Raw genomic sequence first — 22,131 nt, forward strand, 5'->3', positions numbered from 1 at the left:
CTGAACCGCCACAACATGATGTAGTTACATTCATGTAGTTATCCACGGGGTTTTCCACCGGTTGTGAACAACGGATGTCGCGATGATCGGCCTGTTTGCAGGGGCGCCCCGCGGTTATCCACAGGCCGAAGATTTCGAGATCGCACGGTTGTGGATGAACGCCCCGGCGTGTCGCGATGCACGACACTTGGGGGCCCTCGGATGCCGCCACCCCTACATATGGTGTTGTAGCCCCCACCATGCCACCACCCACCGACATCGGCGGGCACCGCGCGAGCGTGTCGCCGCGCCCGCGACGGCAGCAGAACGGCGGATGCCGCGGGGCCGGCCCCGTGGCATCCGCCGTGGTGGATCGATCAGGCCTTCGCGGCCTTCGCGGCCGCCTTCGCCGCCTGCTTCGTCGCGCGCACCTTCGCGAGGGACTCGGGGCTCACGATGTCGGCGACCGAGGCGAACGAGCCCTCGTCGCCGTAGGCGCCGGCCGCCTCGCGCCATCCGGGCGCCGCGAGCCCGCACTGCTTGCCGAGCAGCGCGAGGAAGATCTTCGCCTTCTGCTCGCCGAAGCCGGGCAGCGCCTTCAGCCGCTTGAGCACCTCGGCGCCGGACGGGTCGCCCTGCGTCCAGATCGCGGCGGCGTCGCCGCCCCAGTCGTCGCGCACGGCGCCGGCGAGCGACTGCACCCGGCCCGCCATCGACCCCGGGAAGCGGTGCACCGCCGGCGTCTGCGCGAACAGCTCGGCGAAGCGCTCGGGATCGGTCGCGGCGACCGCACCGGGATCGATCGTGCCGAGCCGTTCGACGATCTTCGCCGGGCCGGCGAACGCCGTCTCCATCGCGACCTGCTGGTCGAGCAGCATGCCGGTGAGCAGCGCGAACGCGTCGTTCGAGAGCAGCTCGTCGGCCGCCTGGTCCCCCGTGATGTGCAGTGCCATGCGTTCCATCCTCGCACCGGTGCGCGCTCGCGGCCACGGCTCGCGGGACGCGGGCGGTGAGCCGCGCGCGCCGGCTACGCCTGCTGCGAGTAGTCGGGCAGCTCCTGCAGGGTCCAGCGGTTGCCGTCGGGATCCTTCAGGCTGACGAACCGACCCCAGGCCTGCTCGTCGACGCCCTCGGCCTCGACGCCCTTGGCCCGCAGCTCGGCGAGCGCCGCGTCGGCGTCGGGGATCACCACCTGGATCACGTCGAGCGTGCCCGGCTGGATCGCGCTGCCGAGACCCTGCCCGATCGCGATCGAGCAGGCCGAGCCGGGCGGGGTGAGCTGCACGAAGCGCAGCCCCTCCATCACCGTCTGGTCGTGGTCTGCGTTGAACCCGAGCTTCTCGACGTAGAACTCCTTCGCCCGATCGACGTCGGTGACGGGCACGAAGATGAGTTCGATCTTCCAGTCCATGATCAGCCTTCTCTCGTAGGGCGCTGGGCGGACGGTCCGCACCATCTGACCCCCTGCCCCCATCGTCCACAAGCATCCGGACGATTTCCGTCCGGATGGGCACGACGCCCTGCGCCCCGGCTCGCGCCGGCGCCGCGGCGGACCGAGCGGGAGGCCGACGACGACGACGGCCCCCGCTCCGAGGAGCGGGGGCCGTCGTGCCGTGAGGCGAGTGGGACTAGCCCGCCTGGTTCACGATGTCGAGGAGGTTCGGGTTGTTGGCGTACGCCTCGGCCGCGTTCTCCTTGGTCACGATGACCGGGGCGAGCAGGTACGCCGGGACGACCTTCACGCCGTTGTCGTACTGCTCGGTGTCGTTGACGTCGACCTCTTCGCCCTTCTGGAGCTGCTGGATCATCTTGATCGTCTGCTCGACGAGGAGGTTGGTGTCCTTGTTGATGGTCGAGTACTGCTCACCGGCCATGATCGACTTCACCGACTCGACCTCGGAGTCCTGACCGGTGACGGTCACCTTCGAGATGTCCTTGCCGGCCTGCTTGGCCGAGGTGATGATCGCACGGGCGAGGTTGTCGTTCGGCGAGAGCACGCCGTCGACGTCCTTGTCCGCGTAGTTCGCGGCGAGCAGCGAGTCCATGCGGCTCTGCGCGTTCTCGGCCTCCCAGCCCTGGGTCGCGGTCTGCGCGATGTCGGTCTGGCCCGAGACGACGACGAGCGTGCCGTCGTCGATCTTCGGCTGCAGGACCTCCATGGCGCCGTTGAAGAACACGGCCGAGTTCGCGTCGTCGGGCGAGCCCGAGAACAGCTCGATGTTCCACGGAGCCTCGTGACCCGAACGCGCGGCGAGGCCGTCGAGCAGCGCCTGGCCCTGGAGCTTGCCGACCTCGAAGTTGTCGAACGCCACGTAGTAGTCGACGTTCGGCGTGTTCTCGATCAGGCGGTCGTACGCGATGATCTTGACGCCGGCGTCGGCGGCCTGCTGGAGCTGCGTGCCGAGCTGCTTGCCGTCCTTCGCGCCGATGACGATGACCTTCGCGCCGTTGGTGACCATGGCCGAGATCTGGTTCTGCTGCTCGGCGACGGTGTTCGAGGCCGGCGCGTACTGCACGTCGCCCTTGAAGCCGGCGTCCTTGAGGCCGTCCTCGAAGAGGCCGCCCGCGAGCACCCAGTTCTCGCTGGTCTTGTCGGGAAGCGCGATGCCGATCGTCGAGTCGGCCGCGAAACCGGCCGAACCGGTCTCGTCGCCGCCGGTCGAACCGCCGCGGTCGGACGAGCAGCCCGCGAGCGCGAGTGCTGCGACCGCTGCGACCGCTGCGGCCGCAAGAGTGAGCTTCTTCATTGATCATTCACTTTCTTGTTTGGGATTGCTGACTTCTCTTGGAGGGGAAGGGTGGGTGGATGCCGCGGCGTCGACGCCGAGGCATCCGTTCTCGCTCAGCGGGGGCGGATATCGCTCGGCTGGGAGGACTCGTTGGACGCGACGGTCGGAGCGACGGCCGGGGGCTCGACGGGGCCCTCGGACTCGAGCTTCGCCTTGCGGCGGTTCGACCAGATTCCGAAGATCGACGGGCCGCCCTGGCGCTTCGACCACACGTCGACGGCCACAGCGAGGAGGAGCACGAGGCCCTTGATGATCTGCACGACGTCGGCGCCGGCGCCGATGAGCTGGAGGCCGTTGTTGAGGAACGCCATCACCAGACCACCGACGATCGAGCCGATCACGGTGCCGATGCCGCCCGAGACCGCGGCGCCGCCGATGAACACGGCCGCGATCGCGTCGAGCTCCCAGCCGTTGCCGTCCTGCGGGCCCGAGGCCGTCGAACGGGCGACGAAGATCATGCCCGCGAGGGCGGCGAGCACCGACATGTTCATCATCACGAAGAAGTCGACCCGGCGGTCCTTCACGCCCGACAGCGTCGCGGCGAGGCGGTTGCCGCCGACCGCGTAGATGTGACGGCCGAAGATCGTGTTGTTCGTGATGAACGAGTAGACGATCACGAGGACGACGAGGATGATGCCCGAGATCGGGAAGCTCGTGCCGGGGCGGCCGGTGGCGAACAGCCAGGCGGCCCAGAGGATCACGCCGGCGAGCACGACCACCTTGACGACGCTCACCCAGACCGGCGCCATCTCGGAGCCCAGCTTCTTCTGGGTGCGACGCAGGTGGAACTCGTTCCAGACGATCCAGCCGGCGCCGACCACGCCGAGCAGCATGGTGAGCACGTTGAACGGGAGCGGCAGCGCGAGCTCGGGCAGGTAGCCGGCGCCGATGACGCCGAACTCCTGGGGCACGGGCGTCGTGGTCGACTGGCCGATCAGCTGGTTGCCGCCGCGGAAGATGAGCATGCCGGCCAGCGTCACGATGAACGCCGGCACGCCGACGAACGCGACCCAGAAGCCCTGCCAGGCACCGATCGCGGCGCCGACGGCGACGCCGAGCACGATCGCGAGCGGCCACGGGAAGTTCCACTCCGCCATCGACTTCGCGACGATGATGCCCGTGAACGCGGCCACCGAGCCGACCGAGAGGTCGATGTGACCCATGATGATGACCATCACCATGCCGATCGCGAGGATCAGGATGTACGAGTACTGGTTGACGACGTTGATCAGGTTCGTCGGCGAGAGCGTGAGCCCGTCCGTCCAGATCTGGAAGATCACGATGATGACGATGAGGCTGCCGAGGATGCCGAACTGGCGGAGGCTCGACTGCCCGCCGCCGAAGACCTTGCGGATGTCGGCGAGGCCGCCCTTCTTCGGAGGGGTGCTCGCGGGGGTGCTCGCCGTGGTCATGCGTTCGCCTTCTTCTTCGCCGAGGTCATGCTGCGCATGAGCGCCTCGGGGTTCGCCTCTGATGCGGGGATGTTGTCGGTGATCTGGCCTTCGAAGACCGTGTAGATGCGGTCGGCGATGCCGAGCAGTTCGGGCAGCTCGCTCGAGATGAGGATGACGCCCTTGCCCTGCGCCGCGAGCGACTGGATGATCGTGTAGATCTCGTACTTCGCGCCCACGTCGATGCCGCGGGTCGGCTCGTCGAGGATGAGCAGGTCGGGGTCGGTGAACATCCACTTCGCCAGCACGACCTTCTGCTGGTTGCCGCCCGAGAGCTTCGAGACGCCCGCCTCGACGCTCGGCGTCTTGATGCGGAGCTGCTTGCGGTAGTCCTCGGCGATGCCGAACTCGCGCGAGTCGTCGATGACGCCGCGCTTCGCGATCTTCGAGAGCTTCGCCGCGACGATCGAGCGCTTGATCGTGTCGAGGAGGTTGAGGCCGAGCTGCTTGCGGTCCTCGCTCACGTAGGCGAGGCCGTGGCTGATGGCCGACTCGACGTCCTTGAGGACGATCTCCTTGCCGTCCTTCACGATCGTGCCCGAGAGGTAGTTGCCGTACGAGCGGCCGAAGACGCTCATCGCGAGCTCGGTGCGCCCGGCGCCCATGAGCCCCGCGATGCCGACGATCTCACCGCGGCGCACGTTGAAGCTCGAGCCCTTCACGACGAGCCGCTCGGGCACCTGCGGGTGCTGGATCGTCCAGTCCTTCACCTCGAAGAACACCTCGCCGATGTGCGGGGTGCGGTCGGGGAAGCGGCTCTCGAGCGAACGGCCGACCATGCCGCGGATGATGCGGTCCTCGTCGACCCCGCCGGCCTTCACGTCGAGCGTCTCGATCGTGTGGCCGTCGCGGATGATCGTGATCTCGTCGGCGATCTCCTCGATCTCGTTGAGCTTGTGGGAGATGATGATCGACGTGATCCCCTTGCCCTTGAGGCCGCGGATCAGGTCGAGCAGGTGCTCCGAGTCGTCCTCGTTGAGCGCCGCGGTGGGCTCGTCGAGGATGAGGAGCTTCACGTCCTTCGCGAGCGCCTTCGCGATCTCGACGAGCTGCTGCTTGCCGACGCCGAGGTGCTTGATCTGCGTGTCGGGGTCTTCGGACAGGCCGACCCGGGCGAGCAGGTCGATGGCGCGGAGCTTGGCCGCCGCCCAGTCGATGCGGCCGCCCCGGGCGATCTCGTTGCCGAGGAAGATGTTCTCGGTGATCGAGAGCTCGGGGATGAGGGCGAGCTCCTGGTGGATGATCGCGATGCCGGCCTGTTCGCTGGCACGGATGTCGCGGAACTGCACCTCTTCGCCGCGGAAGATGATGTCGCCCGTGTAGGTGCCGTACGGGTAGACGCCGGAGAGCACCTTCATGAGCGTCGACTTGCCGGCGCCGTTCTCGCCGCAGATCGCGTGGACCTCGGCGGGCATCACCGTGAGCGAGACCTCGGACAGGGCCTTCACACCCGGGAACTCCTTGGTGATGGAGCGCATCTCGAGGATCGGCGGCGCGCTCATCGGCGGCCTCTCGGAGCTGCGGTCATCATCGACGGGTACATTCGCGACCTCGGTGTCTGTGGTTCGGGGACTCGATGTGACGCGTGTGACCGTTCACATCGAGACCTATGGTGCATCCGACATGCGCCGCTGTCAAGCGGGGGCCGCAAGACGGCCCGTGTCAGGCCCGTGCGAGCGGCTTGCGCACCGGCGCCTCGGCGGTCGTGCCGCGCACCACGAGACGCGGCACGATCTGCTCGACCTCGAGCACCTGCTCGCCGTGGAGCTGGTTCAGGAGCAGCGCGACCGCACGCCTGCCGCTCTCGCGGTGGTCCTGGTACACGGTCGTGAGCGGCGGCCAGACGTGCTGCGCGACCGGGATGTCGTCGAAGCCGACGACGCTGATCTCGCCGGGCACGTCGACGCCGCCGTCTCGGAAGGCGTGCATGAGCCCGATCGCCATCTGGTCGTTCGCCGCGAACACCGCGGTGAAGTCCCGGTGGCGCAGCAGCTCACGGCCGGCGAAGTAGCCGAAGTCGGCGCTCCAGTCGCCGAGGATCGGCGGGTGGAGGTCGAGCTCCGCGTCGCCGATCGCGTCGAGGAACCCGCGCATGCGCGCCTCGGCCTCGATCCAGTCCTGCGGTCCGGCGAGGTGCACGATCTCGCGGTGGCCGAGGTTGATCAGGTGCTGGGTCGCGCGCCGGGCCCCGGTGACCTGGTCGACCGAGAGCGCGAGGTGGTCGCTGCGCCCCGTCGACTGCAGGCTCACGAACGGCACGCCGACCGGGGCGCCTGCGAGCACCTCGAACACGCGCACCTGCGGGGCGATGACGACGAGCCCCTCGATCGCCTGCAGCATCAGGTGCTCGAGCGCGTCGGCGATGCCCTCGGGCGAGGGGTCGGCGATGTTCGCGGTGTTGACGTAGTAGCCGTGCTCGCGCGCCGCGTCCTCGATCGCGGCGATGGCCGTCGCCGGGCCGTACTCGGTGCTGCGGGCGGCGAGCACGCCGATCGTGTGCGAGCGGCTCGTGACGAGCGCGCGGGCGGCGCGGTTCGGCCGGTACTGCAGCGTCTCCATCGCGGCGATCACGCGATCGCGCGTCTCGGGCCGGATGCTCGGGTGGTCGTTCAGCACCCTCGAGACGGTCTGGTGGGAGACCTCGGCGAGGCGCGCGACATCGCGGATGCTGGGCGCCCGCCCCTTGGGAGAATCAGGATTCACTGCCAGACCGATCGACGTCGATGTGCACGTTCACATCGAAGGTGCTTCCATTATGCACGTCGGGCGCGATCGCACAACGTCGCCATGTGACAGTCACATCGCGGGGTCGATTCGATTCGACCGATCGCGGGCGATTCGACCGTCCCGCCGGCGGTCCCGCGCGACCGATGCGCGGCTCCACGCGCGGCTCGCGCGACGCCGCCGGGCGCGAGCGGGCGCGACCGGGCGCGACCGGGCGCGACCGGGCGCGAGCGGGCGCGGCGCGAGCCGGGCCGCGCGATCCCGTCCGGCACGAACGCGCCGGAGCCGGTGTCAGGCGCGCGGGCGGACGCGGGGAGCCAGCACGACCGCCACGAGTGCGATGACGACCGTGACCGCGAAGTCGGCGGTGAACGCGGAGGCGGCGACCGCGCTCGAGACGAGCGCGGTGATGGCGAGCGCCGACGACGCCCCGAGCGACTCGCCGATCGACAGCGCCGCACTGTTGAAGCCCTGCGCCGAGACCGGCGAGAGGCCGAGCACCGCGACCGAGTGGCGCGGGTACATGAATCCCATCGCCGCACCGGCGAAGGTCCACGCGACGAACGCGATCGCCGGATGCAGGGTGAACGCCGCCACCGCGAGCACCCCGAGGAGCGAGAGCGTGAGCAGCACGGAGCCGAGCATGACGGCCTGCGCGTTCGAGACGCGGTCGCCCAGGCGCCCCTGCAGCCACGAGGCGATCGCCCAGCTCACGCCCGCGCCGGTGAGCACGGCGCCCGCGAGGCTCGCCGAGAACTCGTAGCGCTCCATGAAGAGGTACGGCAGGTAGATCTCGCTGCCGAAGAAGGCGCCGGCCACGATCAGGCGGAGCAGCACGGTCGCCGGCAGCCCCCGCGCGGCGCGCAGGGTGCCGACCGGCAGCAGCGGGCGTGCGGCGACGACGACGAGCGCGATCGCCGCGGCGGCCACCACCCAGCGCCACGGGTCGGCGAACTCCTTCGACAGCGACAGTGCGAGTGCGGCGGCGGCCGTGAGCACCGCCCAGCCCATCCGGCCGAGGCTCCAGGCGACCGACGGGTCGCCCTGGATCTTCTCGCGCACCCGGAGGATCGGCGGCACGACCATCGCCGCCGCGGGGGCGACGAGCACGATGACGCCGAGGAACACCCAGTGCCAGCTGAACACCTCGGCGATCGCGCCGGCGACCGCCGGCCCGATGATCGAGGGGATCACCCACGCCGCCGCGAACCCCGCGAACACCCGGGCGCGCAGCGCTTCGGGGTAGACGCGCGCCACGATGACGTAGAGCGGCACGATCACCGCCGCGCCCGAGAGTCCGTGCACGAAGCGGCCGACGATGAGCACCGTCATGTCGGTGGCGGTGCCGGCGATGAGCAGGCCGACGACGAACAGCACCGCCGCCGTGATCAGCGAGGGAAGCGGCCCGGAGCGGTCGGTCCAGTTGCCGGCGATCACCATGCCGATGATGCCCGCGGCGAGCGGCACGGCGAACGCGAGCGCGAAGAGGGCGACCCCGTCGAGGTCGCGCGCGACGATCGGCATCACCGTCGTGACCGCCATCGCCTCGAACGCCGCGAGGAAGATGAGCGAGAACATGCCGATCGACAGCCAGCGGTACGGCCGCGAGAGCGGGCTGCGAGCCTCGGGCTCCTCGGCCGTCTCGGTCTCGATCTCCACGGCGTCGCGGGTCGGAATCGGGGTCTCGGCGGTCGGCTCACTCACCCGATCGAGCCTACGACCTCAAGGGCGCTTGAACTCAAGTCCCGCGGCCGGCTCGACGTGCGGACGCACCGCGGCGCGACGGCCCGGCCGAGCGCGGCAGGTCCCGCTCTTCCGCATCCGTCGGCGACGTGGTAGCGTCCAAAAGCCGATGACAGCGGTGTCATAGGTTTCGCAGTGAAGCGACAGGGAGCGACGGTGAAGCACTTCAACCGGTCGGGCAGCGCCCGCCGAACGCGGGCGACCGCAACAGCAGTGATCACGATGGCGATGGCCGCGGCGGCGTTGACGCCGATCTCGGCCGCGGCGGCCGCCGGGGAGGTGACGTTCGAGTCGTCCTTCGAGGCGGGCGACGCGGTGCCTGCCCTCGCGGGCACCGGCGCATCGGTCAACCTCAGCGGCGACCGCAACGTGCCGGGCAGCGTGCTGCCGCACGTGACGAAGGTCACGGCCTCGGCCGAGAACCCGCCGAACGAAGTGGCGGGCAACCTCGCCGACGGCAACCCCGGCTCGAAGTGGCTGACGTTCGCCTCGACCGGCTGGGCGCAGTACGAGCTCGCCGAGGCGACGCCCGTCGAGGCGTACACGCTCACCTCGGGCAACGACGCGCCCGAGCGCGACCCCCGCGACTTCCGCATCCTCGGTTCGAACGACGGCACCGACTGGGCCGTCGTCGACACCCGCAGCGGCGAGTCGTTCTCGGCGCGCGGGCAGACCCGGACCTTCACGCTCGCCGCGCCGAGCGCGGCCTACCGCTACTACCGCCTCGACATCACCGCGAACCACTCGGGCGGCCTCATCCAGCTCGCCGGCTGGGAGCCGATCTCCGATGCCGACGCCGTGCCGACGCCCACCGACCTGGCCCTCGAGGTCGACTCCGGTCCGTCGAGCTCGTACACCGCGAAGACGAACGTCGGGTTCTCGGGCACCCACGCGCTCCGCTACGCGGGCAGCCACCTCGGAGACGGGCCCGCCGCCTCGACCTCGGTGATCTACGAGGACCTCGACATCGCCGTCCAGGAGGACAGCCGTCTCTCGTACACCGTCTTCCCCGTGCTCGACGCGGGGCAGACGTACGCGTCGACCTTCGTCTCGGTCGACCTCGTGCTCGACGACGGCACGACCCTCTCGACGCACGAGCTGACCGATTCCTACGGCTACGGCGCCGACGCGCGTTCGCAGGGTCTCGCGAACGTGCTCTGGCCCGACCAGTGGAACAAGGTGACGGTCGACCTCGGCTCGCTCGCCGGCCGCACGGTCACGGACGTCCTCCTCGACTACGACCACCCGGGCGACGGCGTCACGGGCGTCGAGACGCCGGCCGCGGGCACGACCGTGCTCGGATGGCTCGACGACATCGCCATCGAGCAGGCGGAGCCGCTCGACGACTCCGACGGACTCGTCTCGTACGTCGACACCCGTCGCGGCACGAACTCCACCGGCGGCTTCTCGCGCGGCAACAACATCCCCGCGGTCGGCGTGCCGAACGGCTTCAACTTCATCACCCCGATGACGAACGCCGACAACACCGGAACGATCTACCAGTACCAGGGCGCCAACACGTCGCAGAACCTGCCGGCGCTCGAGGGCATCGGCTTCTCGCACCAGCCGAGCATCTGGATGGGCGACCGCAACCAGCTCGCCGTCCTCCCCGCGGTGGGCGCGAACCCGACCTCGACGCTCGACGACCGGCGCCTCACCTTCCACCACGAGAACGAGGTGGCGCGGCCCGACGTCTACGGGGTCGAGTTCGACAACGGCATCACGACCGAGGTCACCGCGACCGACCACGGGGCGATCTACCGCTTCGGCTTCACCGGAGACCAGAGCTCCGTGATCGTCGACCAGCTCGTGAACTCGTCGAAGCTCACGATCACGGGCGACACGGTCAGCGGCTGGGTCGACGGCGGCTCCGGCTGGCCGGGCCGCACCCGCATGTTCGTCTACGGCACCTTCGACGCCCAGCCGACGAAGGCCGGGGCGACGACGCAGGGCAACCGCAACGGCAGCGCACGCTTCGCCGCGTTCGACACCTCGGGCGACCGCACGGTCGAGCTCCGCATCGCGTCCTCGTTCATCTCGCAGGAGCAGGCGCAGCGCAACCACGGGCTCGAGCTCGCCGGCGTCTCGTTCGACGACGCCCATGCGGCCGCGCAGGAGGCCTGGAACGACCGTCTCGGCGTGGTGCACGACGTGCAGGGCGCGACGGAGACGCAGCTGGTGACCCTCTACTCCAGCCTGTACCGCCTGAACCTCTACCCGAACTCGCAGTTCGAGAACGTCGGCACGGCCGGCGACCCCGAGTTCAAGTACGCGAGCCCCGTCTCGGCCACCAGCGGATCCTCGACCGACACCACGACCAACGCGAAGATCGTCGACGGGAAGATCTACGTCAACAACGGCTTCTGGGACACGTACCGGACGGCGTGGCCGCTCTACACGCTGCTCTACCCCGACATCACCGAGGAGCTCGTCGACGGTTTCGTGCAGCAGTACCGCGACGGCGGCTGGATCGCCCGCTGGTCGTCGCCCGGCTACGCCGACCTCATGACCGGCACGAGCTCGGACGTCGCCTTCGCCGAGGCGTACCTCGCCGGCGCACTCGACACCGAGACCGCGCTCGAGGCCTACGACGCCGCAGTGAAGAACGCCACCGTGCTCCCCGCGTCGAACGCCGTCGGCCGGAAGGGCCTCGCGCAGTCGATCTTCCTCGGCTACACCGAGGAGAGCACGCACGAGAGCGCGTCGTGGGGCCTCGAGGGCTTCATCAACGACTTCGGCATCGGCGAGATGGCGACGGCGCTCGCCGACGACCCGAACACGCCGGCCGACCGCGTCGACCGGCTCCTCGAGGAGGCCGAGTACTTCCAGGCCCGCGCGAGCCACTACGCCGAGATGTTCAACCCCGAGGCCGGCACCTTCACCGCCCGCAACGCGGACGGCAGCTGGCCGGTGGGCGCCGACTTCGACCAGAAGGCCTGGGGCGGCGCGTTCACCGAGGCGAGCGCGAAGACCTTCGGGTTCCACGCGCCGCACGACGTCGCGGGGCTCGCCGCGCTCTACGGCGGGCGACAGGGCCTCATCGACGAGCTCGACGAGTTCCTCACCGTCCGCGAGAAGGCCGACTACTCCGGCATCCACGAGGCGCGGGAGGCGCGCGACGTCCGACTCGGCATGCTCGGCATGTCGAACCAGGTCGCGCACCACATCCCGTACGTCCTCGCCGAGGCGGGCGACCCGGCATCGGCGCAGGCGCTGATCCGCGACATCCAGCAGCGGCTCTTCGTGGGCTCCGACATCGGCCAGGGCTACCCGGGCGACGAGGACAACGGCGAGTTCTCGGCCTGGTACGTGTTCTCCGCGCTCGGCCTCTACCCGCTCGAGGTGGGCTCCGGCGACTACACGATCGGCACGCCGCTGTTCGACCGGGCGACGCTGACCATCGGCGACCGCGAGCTCGTGATCTCGGCACCCGGAGCCTCGGAGGGCAAGACCTACGTCTCGGGCGTCGAGCTGAACGGCGAGTCCGTCGACGTCACCACCCTCGACGGCGACCTGCTGCGCGAGGGCGGCGAGCTCTCGTTCACGATGAGCGACGAGCCGAGCACGTGGGGCGCGAAGGACCTCGGCGAGGGGCTCGAGGTTCCGCGCACGCTCGTCGACGCCACGAAGCCCGGCCGCGGCACCCTCACGGCGGGCGACGGCGCCTCGACGGCGGCGCTCGTCGACGACAGCATGAACTCGACCGCGACGTTCGACGCGGGCGCCGCCGAGCTGACCTGGACCTCGCAGTCCGGGCCGGTGACGGTGGGCCAGTACACCCTGACGGGTGCCGCGCTCGCCACGGCGCCGGCGGCATGGACCCTCTCGGGTTCGACCGACGGTGAGAACTGGACCGAGCTCGACCACCGTGACGGCGAGTCCTTCGACTGGCCGACGCAGACGCGTCCGTTCTCGATCGACGGCGACGGCGACGGCGACGGCATCTACACGAGCCTGCGCCTCACGGTCGAGTCGGCGGGCGGGCCGCTCGCGCTGTCCGAGGTGGAGCTGTTCGCCTCGGCGGGCAGCGCCGACGGGCTCTCGGTCAACCCGGCGCCGGCGCAGTCCGTCGCGGTCGACACCGAGTTCTCGGGCTCGATCGCGACCATCGTCGGCACCGAGACCTCGGCCGACGGCTACCAGGTCTCCGTCGACTACGGCGACGGCACCGGTGCGGTCGCGGCGGTGCTGAAGCGCGACGACCTCGGAGGCTGGCGCGTGACCGCGCCGCACACCTTCGCGGCGCCGGGCGTGTACACCGCCGACGTCATCGCGCAGGACTCGACCGGGGCCCTCGCCTCGGCGTCGTCGAACATCTCGGTCACCCGTGACGAGACGCTCGTCGGCTCGTTCGGCTCCGTCTGCATCGGCGACCTCGGCACGACCGCCGCGAACTGCGACAGCCAGGGCCACGGGTACTTCCGCGACAAGCTCGCCGCCGACGGATTCGTCCAGGGCACGACCATCGCGATCCCCGCCACCGAGCTGAGCTTCGACCTGCCCGCAGTGCCGGCCGGCAAGCCCGACAACCTCACCGGCGAGGGGCAGACGGTGCGCCTCGACCTCGGCGCGGGGGCGAGCCGGCTCGCCTTCGTCGGCGCGGCGACCGAGAGCGGGCGCCAGCCCGAGGCGGTGCTCCACTTCACCGACGGCAGCTCGCAGACGGTGAAGATCTCGTTCGGCGACTGGGTCGGGGCCTCCGGCAACCCGGCGTACGGCAACACCGTACTCGCGATCTCGGAGGGTCGACTCTCCGGCACCGCGGCCGAGTCCTCGGTCAAGAACACCGCGATCTACGCGACGGCGCCGATCACGATCGACACCGACGACGCCGGTGCCCCGAAGGTCGTCGAGGCGCTGACGATGCCGACCGAGGCGGGCACCCTCGGCGACGGACGCGTGCACGTGTTCGCCGTCGCCTCCGACGGCGACCGCTCGGCCGCCTCGGCGCTCGAGGTGCAGCCGCAGGCCGTCGAGGCCCAGGTCGCCGCGCAGGCGTTCGAGGCGACGCTCGCCACGGCCGCCGGCGGTGCACCCGAGCAGTCCGCCATCGTCAACTGGGGCGACGGCACGCCGGTGTCGGCACTGCCGGTGACCGACGGCGCCGTGGTCGGCGGCCACACCTACGCCGTCGCGGGCACCTACACCGTCTCGGTCACGGTCGACGACGGCGTCCGGTCGGCCTCGACCACGCTCGAGATCGTCGTCGACGAGCCCGCTCCGGTGTACACGCCCGAGATCGCGGTCGACCCGGCCGTGGTCGCCCCGGGCGGCGCCGTCCGCGTGACCGGCGACGGGTTCGCCGCCGACGAGGCGGTCGAGCTCCGGTTCGGCGACGGCGAGCCGGTCGGCACGACGGCGAACGGCGACGGCGAGATCGATGCCGAGATCGCTGTCCCGGGCGACGCGGCCGACGGCGAGTACCCGGTGACCGCGCTCGGTGCCGTCTCGGCGGTCGAGGCGTCCACGACGCTCACCGTGCTCACCCCGGCGACGGCCACCACGGTCGTCCTCGGCTCGGAGGCCGAGGCTCCCGTGGCCGGCGACCTCCTCGCGCTGAGCGCGACCGTCGCACCCGCGGCGGCCGCGGGCCAGGTGGAGATCCGCGAGGGCGACACCGTGGTCGGCACGGCGACCGTCACCGCGGGCACCGCGACGGTGGACGTGCGCGTGGAGACCTCGGGGGTCCACACCTACACGGCGCACTTCACGCCCGACGACCCCGCGGCCTACCTGGCCTCGGTCTCGGAGCCGTTCTCGATCGAGGTCGGCGACGCCCCGGTGGTGGATGCCGAGCTCGTGCTCGGCGACGACAGCGTGGCGCAGGGCGGCAAGCTCGAGCTCACGGGCACCGGATTCGGCGCGGGCGAGATCGTCGCGATCACGCTCCACTCCGAGCCCGTCCGGCTCGCCGAGGTCACGACCGACGCCGACGGCTCGTTCTCGACCGAGGTGACGATCCCCGCATCCGTCGCACTCGGCGAGCACACGCTGATCGCCGAGGGCGCGACGTCGGGGCTCAGCGCCCAGGCGAAGCTGACGGTCACCGGGTCGACCACCGAGGTCCTGACGCTCGCCCTCGGCGGACCGAACAAGCTGCTCGCGAAGTCGGGTTCGGCGATCCGGTTCGTCGGTGGGGTCGTCGCGCTGGACGGCAGCTCGCCGGTCGGCACCTTCCGGGTGTACGAGGGCGACACGGTGCTCGCCGAGGTGCCGGTGACCGCGGCCGACGACGGCAGCGTGAGCATCAAGCTGCCGAAGCTCGGGGCCGGGCTCCACTTCGTGCGCGGCGAGTTCGCGGGCGCCGGCGGCTACGCGGACTCGGCCACCTTCCCGGTGCCGGTGCTGCTCTGGTGAGCCGCGGGTGACCCTCCGGCCCGGTGCGTCCGAACAGGACGCACCGGGCCGGACCGTGTCGGGGTGGCGCGAACCGGTCGAGCGGGAGCCGGTCCGTCACCCGGCCGGTCGAATCGGCCGGCGCGAACCGGGTCGGCCCATCAGGGGCCGGCCCGGTTCGCTGCGTCCGGGACCGGCCGAGCGGGCCTCGCGCCTCAGAACTCCTCGTGCGTGTCGGGGTCCGCACCCCAGATGCGCCCCCGCGCGAGCGCCGAGATCGCCGCGACCTCTTCGGAGGTGAGCGAGAAGCCGAACACGTCGAGGTTCTCGCGGCGCCGCTCGGGGTCGGACGACTTCGGGATCGGCACCGACTCGAGCTCGACGTGCCAGCGCAGCACGAGCTGTGCGGGGCTCACGCCGTGCGCCTCCGCGAGCTCGACCACCACCGGCTCGCGCAGCAGTTCGGTGCGGCGCGCGAGCGGGCTCCAGCTCTCGGTGCGGATGTCGTGCTCGTCATGGAAGGCGCGCAGCTCCTCCTGCGGGAAGTACGGGTGGAGCTCCACCTGGTTGACGACCGGCACCACGCCCGTCTCGTCGATGAGCCGCTCGAGCATGGCGGGCGTGAAGTTCGAGACGCCGAGCGCCCGCACGAGTCCCTTCTCGCGCAGCGAGATCATCGCGCGCCAGCTGTCGACGAACTTGTCGATGCGCGGCAGCGGCCAGTGGATGAGGTACAGGTCGACCCACTCGAGGCCCAGCCGCTTCCGCGACTCCTCGAAGCTCGCGATGGTCTCGTCGAAGCCGTGATGGCGCCCGGGCAGCTTGGTCGTGATGACGAGGTCGCTGCGGTCGACGTCGGTGCGCTCGATGGCCTCGCCCACCGCCTCCTCGTTGCCGTAGTTGTAGGCGGTGTCGATCAGGCGATAGCCCTCGTCGATGGCCGAGGTGATCGCCGCGATGCCGAGCTGGTCGTTCAGCCCGTAGGTGCCGAGCCCGATCGCGGGAATGGAGTTGCCGTCGCGAAGGGAATAGGCGGGAACGCTCATCCCTCAATACTCACGCACGCGGCCCCCCTGCGCCACCGCGTCCCGGCCGCGACGCCGCCGCGGCGACGCTCAGGCCGGGAGCTCGGCGAACGCGCGCACCGGGAAGGTGCCGAAGCCCTCCACCCGCGGGGGCACCGCCGTGAACCGGGCGCCGTGGACGGGCACGCGGTCGAGCGCGGTCAGGTGCTCGATCACGTGCACCCCCGCCTCGAGCAGGATGGAGTGCGCGGGCCGCTGACCGGCCGACTCGGCGTCGTCGATGTTGAGCGAGTCGATGCCGACGGCCGCGACCCCGGCCGCGACGAGGTGTCGCGCCCCGGCCTCGGTGAGGAAGGGCGCGCCCGTCGCGTACTCGGGCCGCCCGAAGTGACGGCTCCACCCGGTGTGCAGCAGCACGGCGGTGCCGGCCAGCTCGCGATCGAGGAAGACCTCGGCGGGAATGCCGCGCCCCGTGGCATCCGTCAGCCTGAACACCTCGGCCCGGAGGCCGACCAGCGTCTCGAGCGGCAGGCTCGCGAGGTCGCCGCCGTCGGCGTAGCGGTGGAACGGGCTGTCGAGGTAGGTGCCGGTGTTGCCGATCATCGTGATGACGTCGAGCGCGAACTCGGTGCCGGGTGCGTAGTGCTCGCGCGACGCCTCGCGCGTGAGGTGCGGCGTGATGGTCGGGGCGGGCAGCCCGGGGTAGGTGACGAGACCGGCCGAGATGGGGTGGCTGAGGTCGACGAGCGCCCCGCGCTCGGTGCGGTCGGCGGCGGATGCCCCGGGCTCAGCGCCGCTCGCGTCGACGCCCCGCGATCCGCGGTGCGGCTCGGCGACGATCTCGAGGTTCGAGAGCGCGACCCGGCCGACGAGGGCGAGTCCGAGGTGCCGCACGAGCAGCGCGCCGATCTCGGCCTCGCCGAGCTCGGGCGAGGGCAGGTCGAGGCGGAACCCCTCGGCACGCAGCCCTCCCCCGTTGACGAAGTCGATCTCGGCGTCGAAGTGGGCGCGGTACTCGGTCATGCGTGCTGCTCCTCGGGGATGCGGTCGGATGATGCTGCGGGCTCGTTCGACGCGGGTTGGTCGGTGGCGCCCGGAGCGCCCGCCGGTCCCGCCCCGGCCCTCGAGGCGCGCCGCGACCGCCACCGGCGCACGACGGTCACCGCGACCGCGGCGAGCGCGAGCACCGCGGGCACGAGCAGGTTCGACCAGGCGAGCACGAGCAGGCCGACGGTCATGACGGTCGCGACCACGGCGAGCCACCAGCCGAACGACCAGCGCCGCAGGAGCAGGGTCGCCGCGAGCATGCCGGCGGCGTAGATCGCGACCATGTTGCTCGTGTGGACCAGGATGAAGCCCGACAGGTCGAGGTCGTTCGCGAGCATGAGCCCGTAGTAGGCGAGGATGAGCACCCCCGTCACCGCGAGCGCCCGTCGCGGGATCTCGCCGTCGGCGGCGCCCTTCGCGAGGAAGCGGGGCAGGTCGCCGTCACGGCCGAGTGCGGCGCCGAGCTTGCCGAAGGCGGGCAGGTAGGCGTTCATCACGCCGACGGTGACGATGGCCGCGATGATCGCGACGAGCACGGGGCCGATGCCGGGGGCGGTGGTCTCGACGAGGTCGAGCAGCGGCACCTGCCCGTCGCCCGCCCGGTCGCCGAGCACCGCGACGGTGACGAACTGGAGAGCGAGGTAGCCGGCGCCGACGACGACGACCGCGATCGCCGTCGCGATCGGGATGGTGCGGCGCGGGTTCTTGAACTCGCCCGCGATGTGGGTGCCGACCTCCCAGCCGGCGAAGGCCCAGACGAAGAGGCTGATGGCGACGCCGACGCCGGCCCAGCCGTTCGGCAGGAACGGCTGGAAGTTCGACATCTCCGCGGCGGGGAAGGTCACGGCCACCACGCCGACGACGACGGTGACGAGCAGCCCCGAGAGCACGAACTGCACCCAGCCCGCGACGCGCACGCCGAACCAGTTCGCGATGAAGGGCGGCACGAACACCGCGAGCCCGATGATCGGCACGGCCGAGCGGTCGACGCCGAGCACCGCCACGACGTACTCGCCGCCGAGCACCGCGAGCACCGGGGCGCCGACGCACACGCCGAAGTAGAACCAGTAGCCCGCCATGCGGGCCGCGGTGTCGCCGAGCGCCCGGCGCACGTAGCTCGCGACGCCGCCGGCGTCGGGGTAGCGCGCGGCGAGCGCGGCGAAGGTGCCGGCGAGCGGGATGGAGAGCACGAGCACGGCCGCCACGGCGACGATCGAGGCGGGGCCGGCGGCCTTCGCGGCGAGGCCCGGCAGTACGAGGATGCCGGTGCCGAGCACGCTCGCGATGTACAGGGCCGTGCCCTGGCCGAGCCCGAGGCTGCCGTGGTGCTCGCCGTTCGCGGCGCTCGCAGCGCTCGCGGAGGCGGTGTCGTTCGAAGTCACCCGATCATTCTGGGGCACCCGGCGCGCACGACGCGATGGCTGGATCGGCACTCTTCGTCGATTTTCTGCCACACACCTCGCTCAGTGCCCGCGCACCTGCGCCACCGCCGCCTCCCGGTCGATGAACGAGGTCAGCTCGCCGATCGAGCCGAGGAGCGGCGCCGGCACGACCACCAGGGTGTTCTTGTCGACGCCGACCTCGACGAGCGTCTGCAGGGTGCGCAGCTGCAGGGCGAGCGGATGCGACATCATCGTGTCGCTCGCGACGCCGAGCTGCGCGGCGGCGAGCGCCTCGCCCTCGGCGGCGATGATCTTCGCCCGCTTCTCGCGCTCCGCCTCGGCCTGGCGGGCCATCGCCCGCTTCATGGCGTCGGGCAGGAGGATGTCCTTGAGCTCGACGAGCGTCACCTGCACGCCCCACTCGGCGGTCGTCACGTCGAGGATCTCGCGGATGTTCACGTTGAGGACCGCGGTGTCGGAGAGCGCCTCGTCGAGGTGGTGCTGCCCGATCACCTTGCGCAGCGTGGTCTGCGCGATCTGGTCGATGGCGGACTTCACGTTCTCGATCACGATGACCGACTTCACGGCATCGGTCACGCGGTAGTACGCGACCGCCGAGACGCCGACGCTGACGTTGTCGCGCGTGATGATGCCCTGCGATTGGATCGGCAGCGTGACGACCCGCAGCGAGACCTTCGTCATCACGTCGACGATCGGGATGATGAAGCGGATGCCGGGATCGCGGACGCCGTGCAGCCGGCCGAACCGCAGCACGACGCCGCGCTCGTACTGCTTCACGATCTTCACCGACATGAAGAACAGCACGATCGCGAGGATGACGACGACGATCAGGGTGATCCAGAGCCAGACCATGGGACTCATCTCCAGCGGCGCCGGTGACGGGCCGCGCGCCGTCACCTCCATTGTCGCACCGGAGACGGCGGCCGCCCCCCCCCTGTCGGGGAACGACCGGCCGAGGCGGTTACAGCCGTGCGAGCGTCTGGTCGATGTCGGCGAGCAGGTCGTCGACGTCCTCGATGCCCACCGAGAGGCGCACCACCGACTCGGGCACCTCGGCCTCGGTGCCCTTGACCGAGGCGTGCGTCATCTCCGAGGGGTAGTTCACGAGCGACTCGACGCCGCCGAGCGACTCGGCCAGCTGGAACAGCTCGGTCGACTCCGCGAAGCGGCGGGCCGCCTCGCCGCCCCCGGCGAGCGCGATCGAGAGCATGCCGCCGAAGCCCGACATCTGGCGGCCCGCGAGCTCGTGGCCCGGGTGCGACTCGAGCCCCGGGTAGTAGACCCGCTCGACGCCGGCGTGCTCGTCGAGCCGGCGTGCGATCGCGAGCGCGTTCTGGCTGTGACGCTGCATGCGGACCCCGAGGGTCTTGATGCCCCGCGAGGTGAGGAACGCGTCGAACGGACCGGACACGGCGCCCGCGGCGAACTGCGTGAACTTCACCCGCTCGTGCACCTCGTCGAGGCGCTCGCCGGCACCGAAGACGAGCGCGCCGCCGACCACGTCGGAGTGGCCGCCGAGGTACTTCGTCGTCGAGTGCACGACCACGTCGGCGCCGAGGGCGAGGGGCTGCTGCAGCGCGGGCGACGCGAAGGTGTTGTCGACGACCACGACGAGGCCGGCCTCGTGCCCGAGCTCGGCGAGCGCCGTGACATCCGACACCTTCATGAGGGGGTTCGAGGGGGTCTCGATCCAGAGCACCTTCGTGGCGCCCGGCTCGATCGCGGCGCGCACCGCGTCGACGTCGCTCGTGTCGACCGTCGAGTGGCGCACGCCCCAGTCGCCGAAGACGCGGCGGATGAGCCGGTGGGTGCCGCCGTACACGTCGTTGCCGATGACCACGTGGTCGCCCGGCTTCACGACGGTGCGCAGCAGCGCGTCCTCGGCGGCGAGGCCCGAGGCGAACGAGAGGCCGTGCGCGCCGCCCTCGAGCGCCGCGAGCTGCGTCTCGAGCGCGGTGCGCGTGGGGTTGCCGCCGCGCGAGTACTCGTAGCCGCCGCGGAGCCCGCCGATCCCGTCCTGCACGTAGGTCGAGGTCTGGTAGATCGGCGGGATCACCGCGCCCGTCGTGGGGTCGAAGGCCTGGCCGGCGTGGATCGCGCGGGTGTCGAAGCGTGCGTCGTGGTGCATGAGGAGGTGCCTTTCGCAGGATGTTTCAGGAACTCGGAAGCTCCTCAGGACGATTCGGCCGGAATCGTCCTGAGCAGCGTGCCTTCTCCTGAATCGGTGAGGGGTCTAGTGGGAGAGGTAGCCGAGCAGGTCGGTGCGGGTGATCACGCCGAGCGCCTTGCCGCCGTCGGTGACGAGCATGGCGGGCGCGCCGGCGAAGGCCTGGCGGGCGGCGGCGACGGGCTCGGTCACGCCGATGAGGGGCAGCGGCTCGCCGACGACGGTGCTCACCTCGTCGGTGAGCTTCACCACCCCCGAGAACACCTGGTCGAGCAGCACCTCCTCGTGCAGGGCGCCGAGCACCTCGCCGAGGACGACGGGCGGCTCGGCCGACAGCACGACGAGCTGCGAGACGCCCGTCTCGGTCATGCGGTCGATCGCCTCCTTCACCGTGTCGTTCGGGTGCACGTAGACGAGCGGTGCGGTGCGGTCGGCCTTCGCCGCGAGCAGCTCGGCGATCGTGTGCCCGGCGGGCGCGTTGCCGAAGCCGTAGGCGCGCATCCACTTGTCGTTGAAGATCTTGCCGAGGTAGCCGCGTCCGCCGTCGGGCAGCAGCACGACGAACACGTCGTCGGCCGTGACGCCGGGGGCCGCCGCCGCCTCGAGCGCCGCCACGACCGCCATGCCGCTCGAGCCGCCCACGAGGATGCCCTCCTCGCGCGCGAGCCGCCGGGTCATCGCGAACGAGTCGGCGTCGCTCACGGCGATGATCTCGTGCGGCACCGTGGGGTCGTAGGCCGTCGGCCAGAAGTCCTCGCCGACGCCCTCGACGAAGTAGGGGCGGCCGGTGCCGCCCGAGTAGACCGAGCCCTCGGGGTCGGCGCCGATGATGCGCACCCCGTCATCGGACACCTCGCGCAGGTACCGCCCGGTTCCCGTGATCGTGCCGCCCGTGCCGACGCCCGCGACGAAGTGCGTCACGCGCCCGTCGGTGTCGCGCCAGATCTCGGGTCCGGTGGTCTCGTAGTGCGAGCGCGGCCCGTTCGGGTTCGAGTACTGGTCGGGCTTGAACGCCCCCGGAATCTCGCGGGCGAGCCGGTCGGAGACCCCGTAGTACGACTCGGGGCTGTCGGGCGCGACCGCGGTCGGCGTGACGACCACCTCGGCGCCGTAGGCGGTGAGCACGTTGCGCTTGTCCTCACCCACCTTGTCGGGGCACACGAACACGCAGCGGTAGCCGCGCTGCTGCGCGACGAGCGCCAGGCCCACCCCGGTGTTGCCGCTCGTCGGCTCGACGATCGTGCCGCCCGGCTTCAGCAGGCCGTCGCGCTCGGCGGCGTCGATGATGCGGCCCGCGATGCGGTCCTTCGAGGAGCCGCCGGGGTTCAGGTACTCGAGCTTGACGAGCACCGTGGCCTCCGTCACGCCCTTCGTGACGTGCTGGAGCTTGACGAGGGGGGTGTCGCCGACGAGGTCGACGATGGATTCTGCGTACTTCATGGGTGTCCTTGCGTGTCGGCCGCGGCT

Annotated in this window: 14 protein-coding genes; 1 reads left to right on the plus strand and 13 read right to left on the minus strand. The window is 70.9% G+C overall.

The features are described from left to right. Window positions 1-356: 356 nt before the first annotated feature. From ACFVSL_RS03160 to ACFVSL_RS03190, 7 genes are all read right to left on the minus strand, one after another. Window positions 357-941 (minus strand): HhH-GPD-type base excision DNA repair protein, encoded by a 585-nt coding sequence (locus tag ACFVSL_RS03160; protein ID WP_386938413.1) that lies wholly within the window; start codon window positions 939-941, stop codon window positions 357-359. 65 nt (window positions 942-1,006) lie between these two features. Then, window positions 1,007-1,390 carry a glyoxalase superfamily protein gene (locus ACFVSL_RS03165; protein WP_386938414.1) on the minus strand — a complete coding sequence of 128 codons (384 nt, stop codon included), beginning with the start codon at window positions 1,388-1,390 and terminating at the stop codon, window positions 1,007-1,009. Between the two features lie 217 nt (window positions 1,391-1,607). Next, window positions 1,608-2,726, minus strand: coding sequence for a substrate-binding domain-containing protein (locus ACFVSL_RS03170; protein ID WP_386938416.1), 1,119 nt, complete (start codon window positions 2,724-2,726; stop codon window positions 1,608-1,610). A gap of 95 nt (window positions 2,727-2,821) precedes the next feature. After that, the gene (gene mmsB / locus ACFVSL_RS03175; protein WP_386938418.1) at window positions 2,822-4,180 is read right to left on the minus strand and encodes a multiple monosaccharide ABC transporter permease; all 1,359 of its coding nucleotides are present in this window, start codon (window positions 4,178-4,180) and stop codon (window positions 2,822-2,824) included. Continuing rightward, window positions 4,177-5,721, minus strand: a complete 1,545-nt coding sequence (gene mmsA, locus ACFVSL_RS03180; protein ID WP_386938420.1) for a multiple monosaccharide ABC transporter ATP-binding protein — start codon at window positions 5,719-5,721, stop codon at window positions 4,177-4,179. The genes mmsB and mmsA overlap by 4 nt, the downstream gene beginning before the upstream one ends. Window positions 5,722-5,881: 160 nt before the next feature. Next, on the minus strand, window positions 5,882-6,922 hold the full coding sequence (locus ACFVSL_RS03185; RefSeq protein WP_386938422.1) for a LacI family DNA-binding transcriptional regulator: 1,041 nt from the start codon (window positions 6,920-6,922) through the stop codon (window positions 5,882-5,884). Window positions 6,923-7,234: 312 nt separating this feature from the next. Beyond that, window positions 7,235-8,647 carry an MFS transporter gene (locus ACFVSL_RS03190; RefSeq protein WP_386938424.1) on the minus strand — a complete coding sequence of 471 codons (1,413 nt, stop codon included), beginning with the start codon at window positions 8,645-8,647 and terminating at the stop codon, window positions 7,235-7,237. Window positions 8,648-8,821: 174 nt separating this feature from the next. Here ACFVSL_RS03190 and ACFVSL_RS03195 point away from each other — a divergent pair, with 174 nt between their 5' ends. Next, window positions 8,822-15,043, plus strand: coding sequence for a GH92 family glycosyl hydrolase (locus ACFVSL_RS03195; protein ID WP_386938426.1), 6,222 nt, complete (start codon window positions 8,822-8,824; stop codon window positions 15,041-15,043). A gap of 194 nt (window positions 15,044-15,237) precedes the next feature. Here ACFVSL_RS03195 and ACFVSL_RS03200 read toward each other — a convergent pair whose 3' ends face one another. The 6 genes from ACFVSL_RS03200 to ACFVSL_RS03225 all read right to left on the minus strand — a co-directional run bounded on the left by ACFVSL_RS03200 (window position 15,238) and on the right by ACFVSL_RS03225 (window position 22,104). Beyond that, entirely contained in the window at window positions 15,238-16,068 is an 831-nt protein-coding gene (locus ACFVSL_RS03200; RefSeq protein WP_386938427.1) for an aldo/keto reductase, read from the minus strand. 69 nt (window positions 16,069-16,137) lie between these two features. Further along, window positions 16,138-17,070 (minus strand): cyclase family protein, encoded by a 933-nt coding sequence (locus ACFVSL_RS03205; protein ID WP_386938429.1) that lies wholly within the window; start codon window positions 17,068-17,070, stop codon window positions 16,138-16,140. Then, the gene (locus ACFVSL_RS03210) at window positions 17,067-18,476 is read right to left on the minus strand and encodes an APC family permease (RefSeq protein ID WP_386938431.1); all 1,410 of its coding nucleotides are present in this window, start codon (window positions 18,474-18,476) and stop codon (window positions 17,067-17,069) included. Before ACFVSL_RS03210 ends, ACFVSL_RS03205 begins: the two co-directional genes overlap by 4 nt. 81 nt (window positions 18,477-18,557) lie before the next feature. Continuing rightward, window positions 18,558-19,349: an SPFH domain-containing protein gene (locus tag ACFVSL_RS03215; RefSeq protein WP_386938433.1), complete on the minus strand. Its 792-nt coding sequence runs from the start codon at window positions 19,347-19,349 to the stop codon at window positions 18,558-18,560. Window positions 19,350-19,458: 109 nt separating this feature from the next. Then, window positions 19,459-20,625, minus strand: coding sequence for a cystathionine gamma-synthase (locus tag ACFVSL_RS03220; RefSeq protein WP_386938435.1), 1,167 nt, complete (start codon window positions 20,623-20,625; stop codon window positions 19,459-19,461). A gap of 105 nt (window positions 20,626-20,730) precedes the next feature. Further along, complete coding sequence (locus tag ACFVSL_RS03225; RefSeq protein WP_386938437.1) at window positions 20,731-22,104, minus strand: cystathionine beta-synthase; 1,374 nt, start codon at window positions 22,102-22,104, stop codon at window positions 20,731-20,733. Window positions 22,105-22,131 lie beyond the last annotated feature (27 nt).

This window comes from Agromyces sp. NPDC058064 (assembly GCF_042885275.1).
Taxonomy (GTDB): domain Bacteria; phylum Actinomycetota; class Actinomycetes; order Actinomycetales; family Microbacteriaceae; genus Agromyces.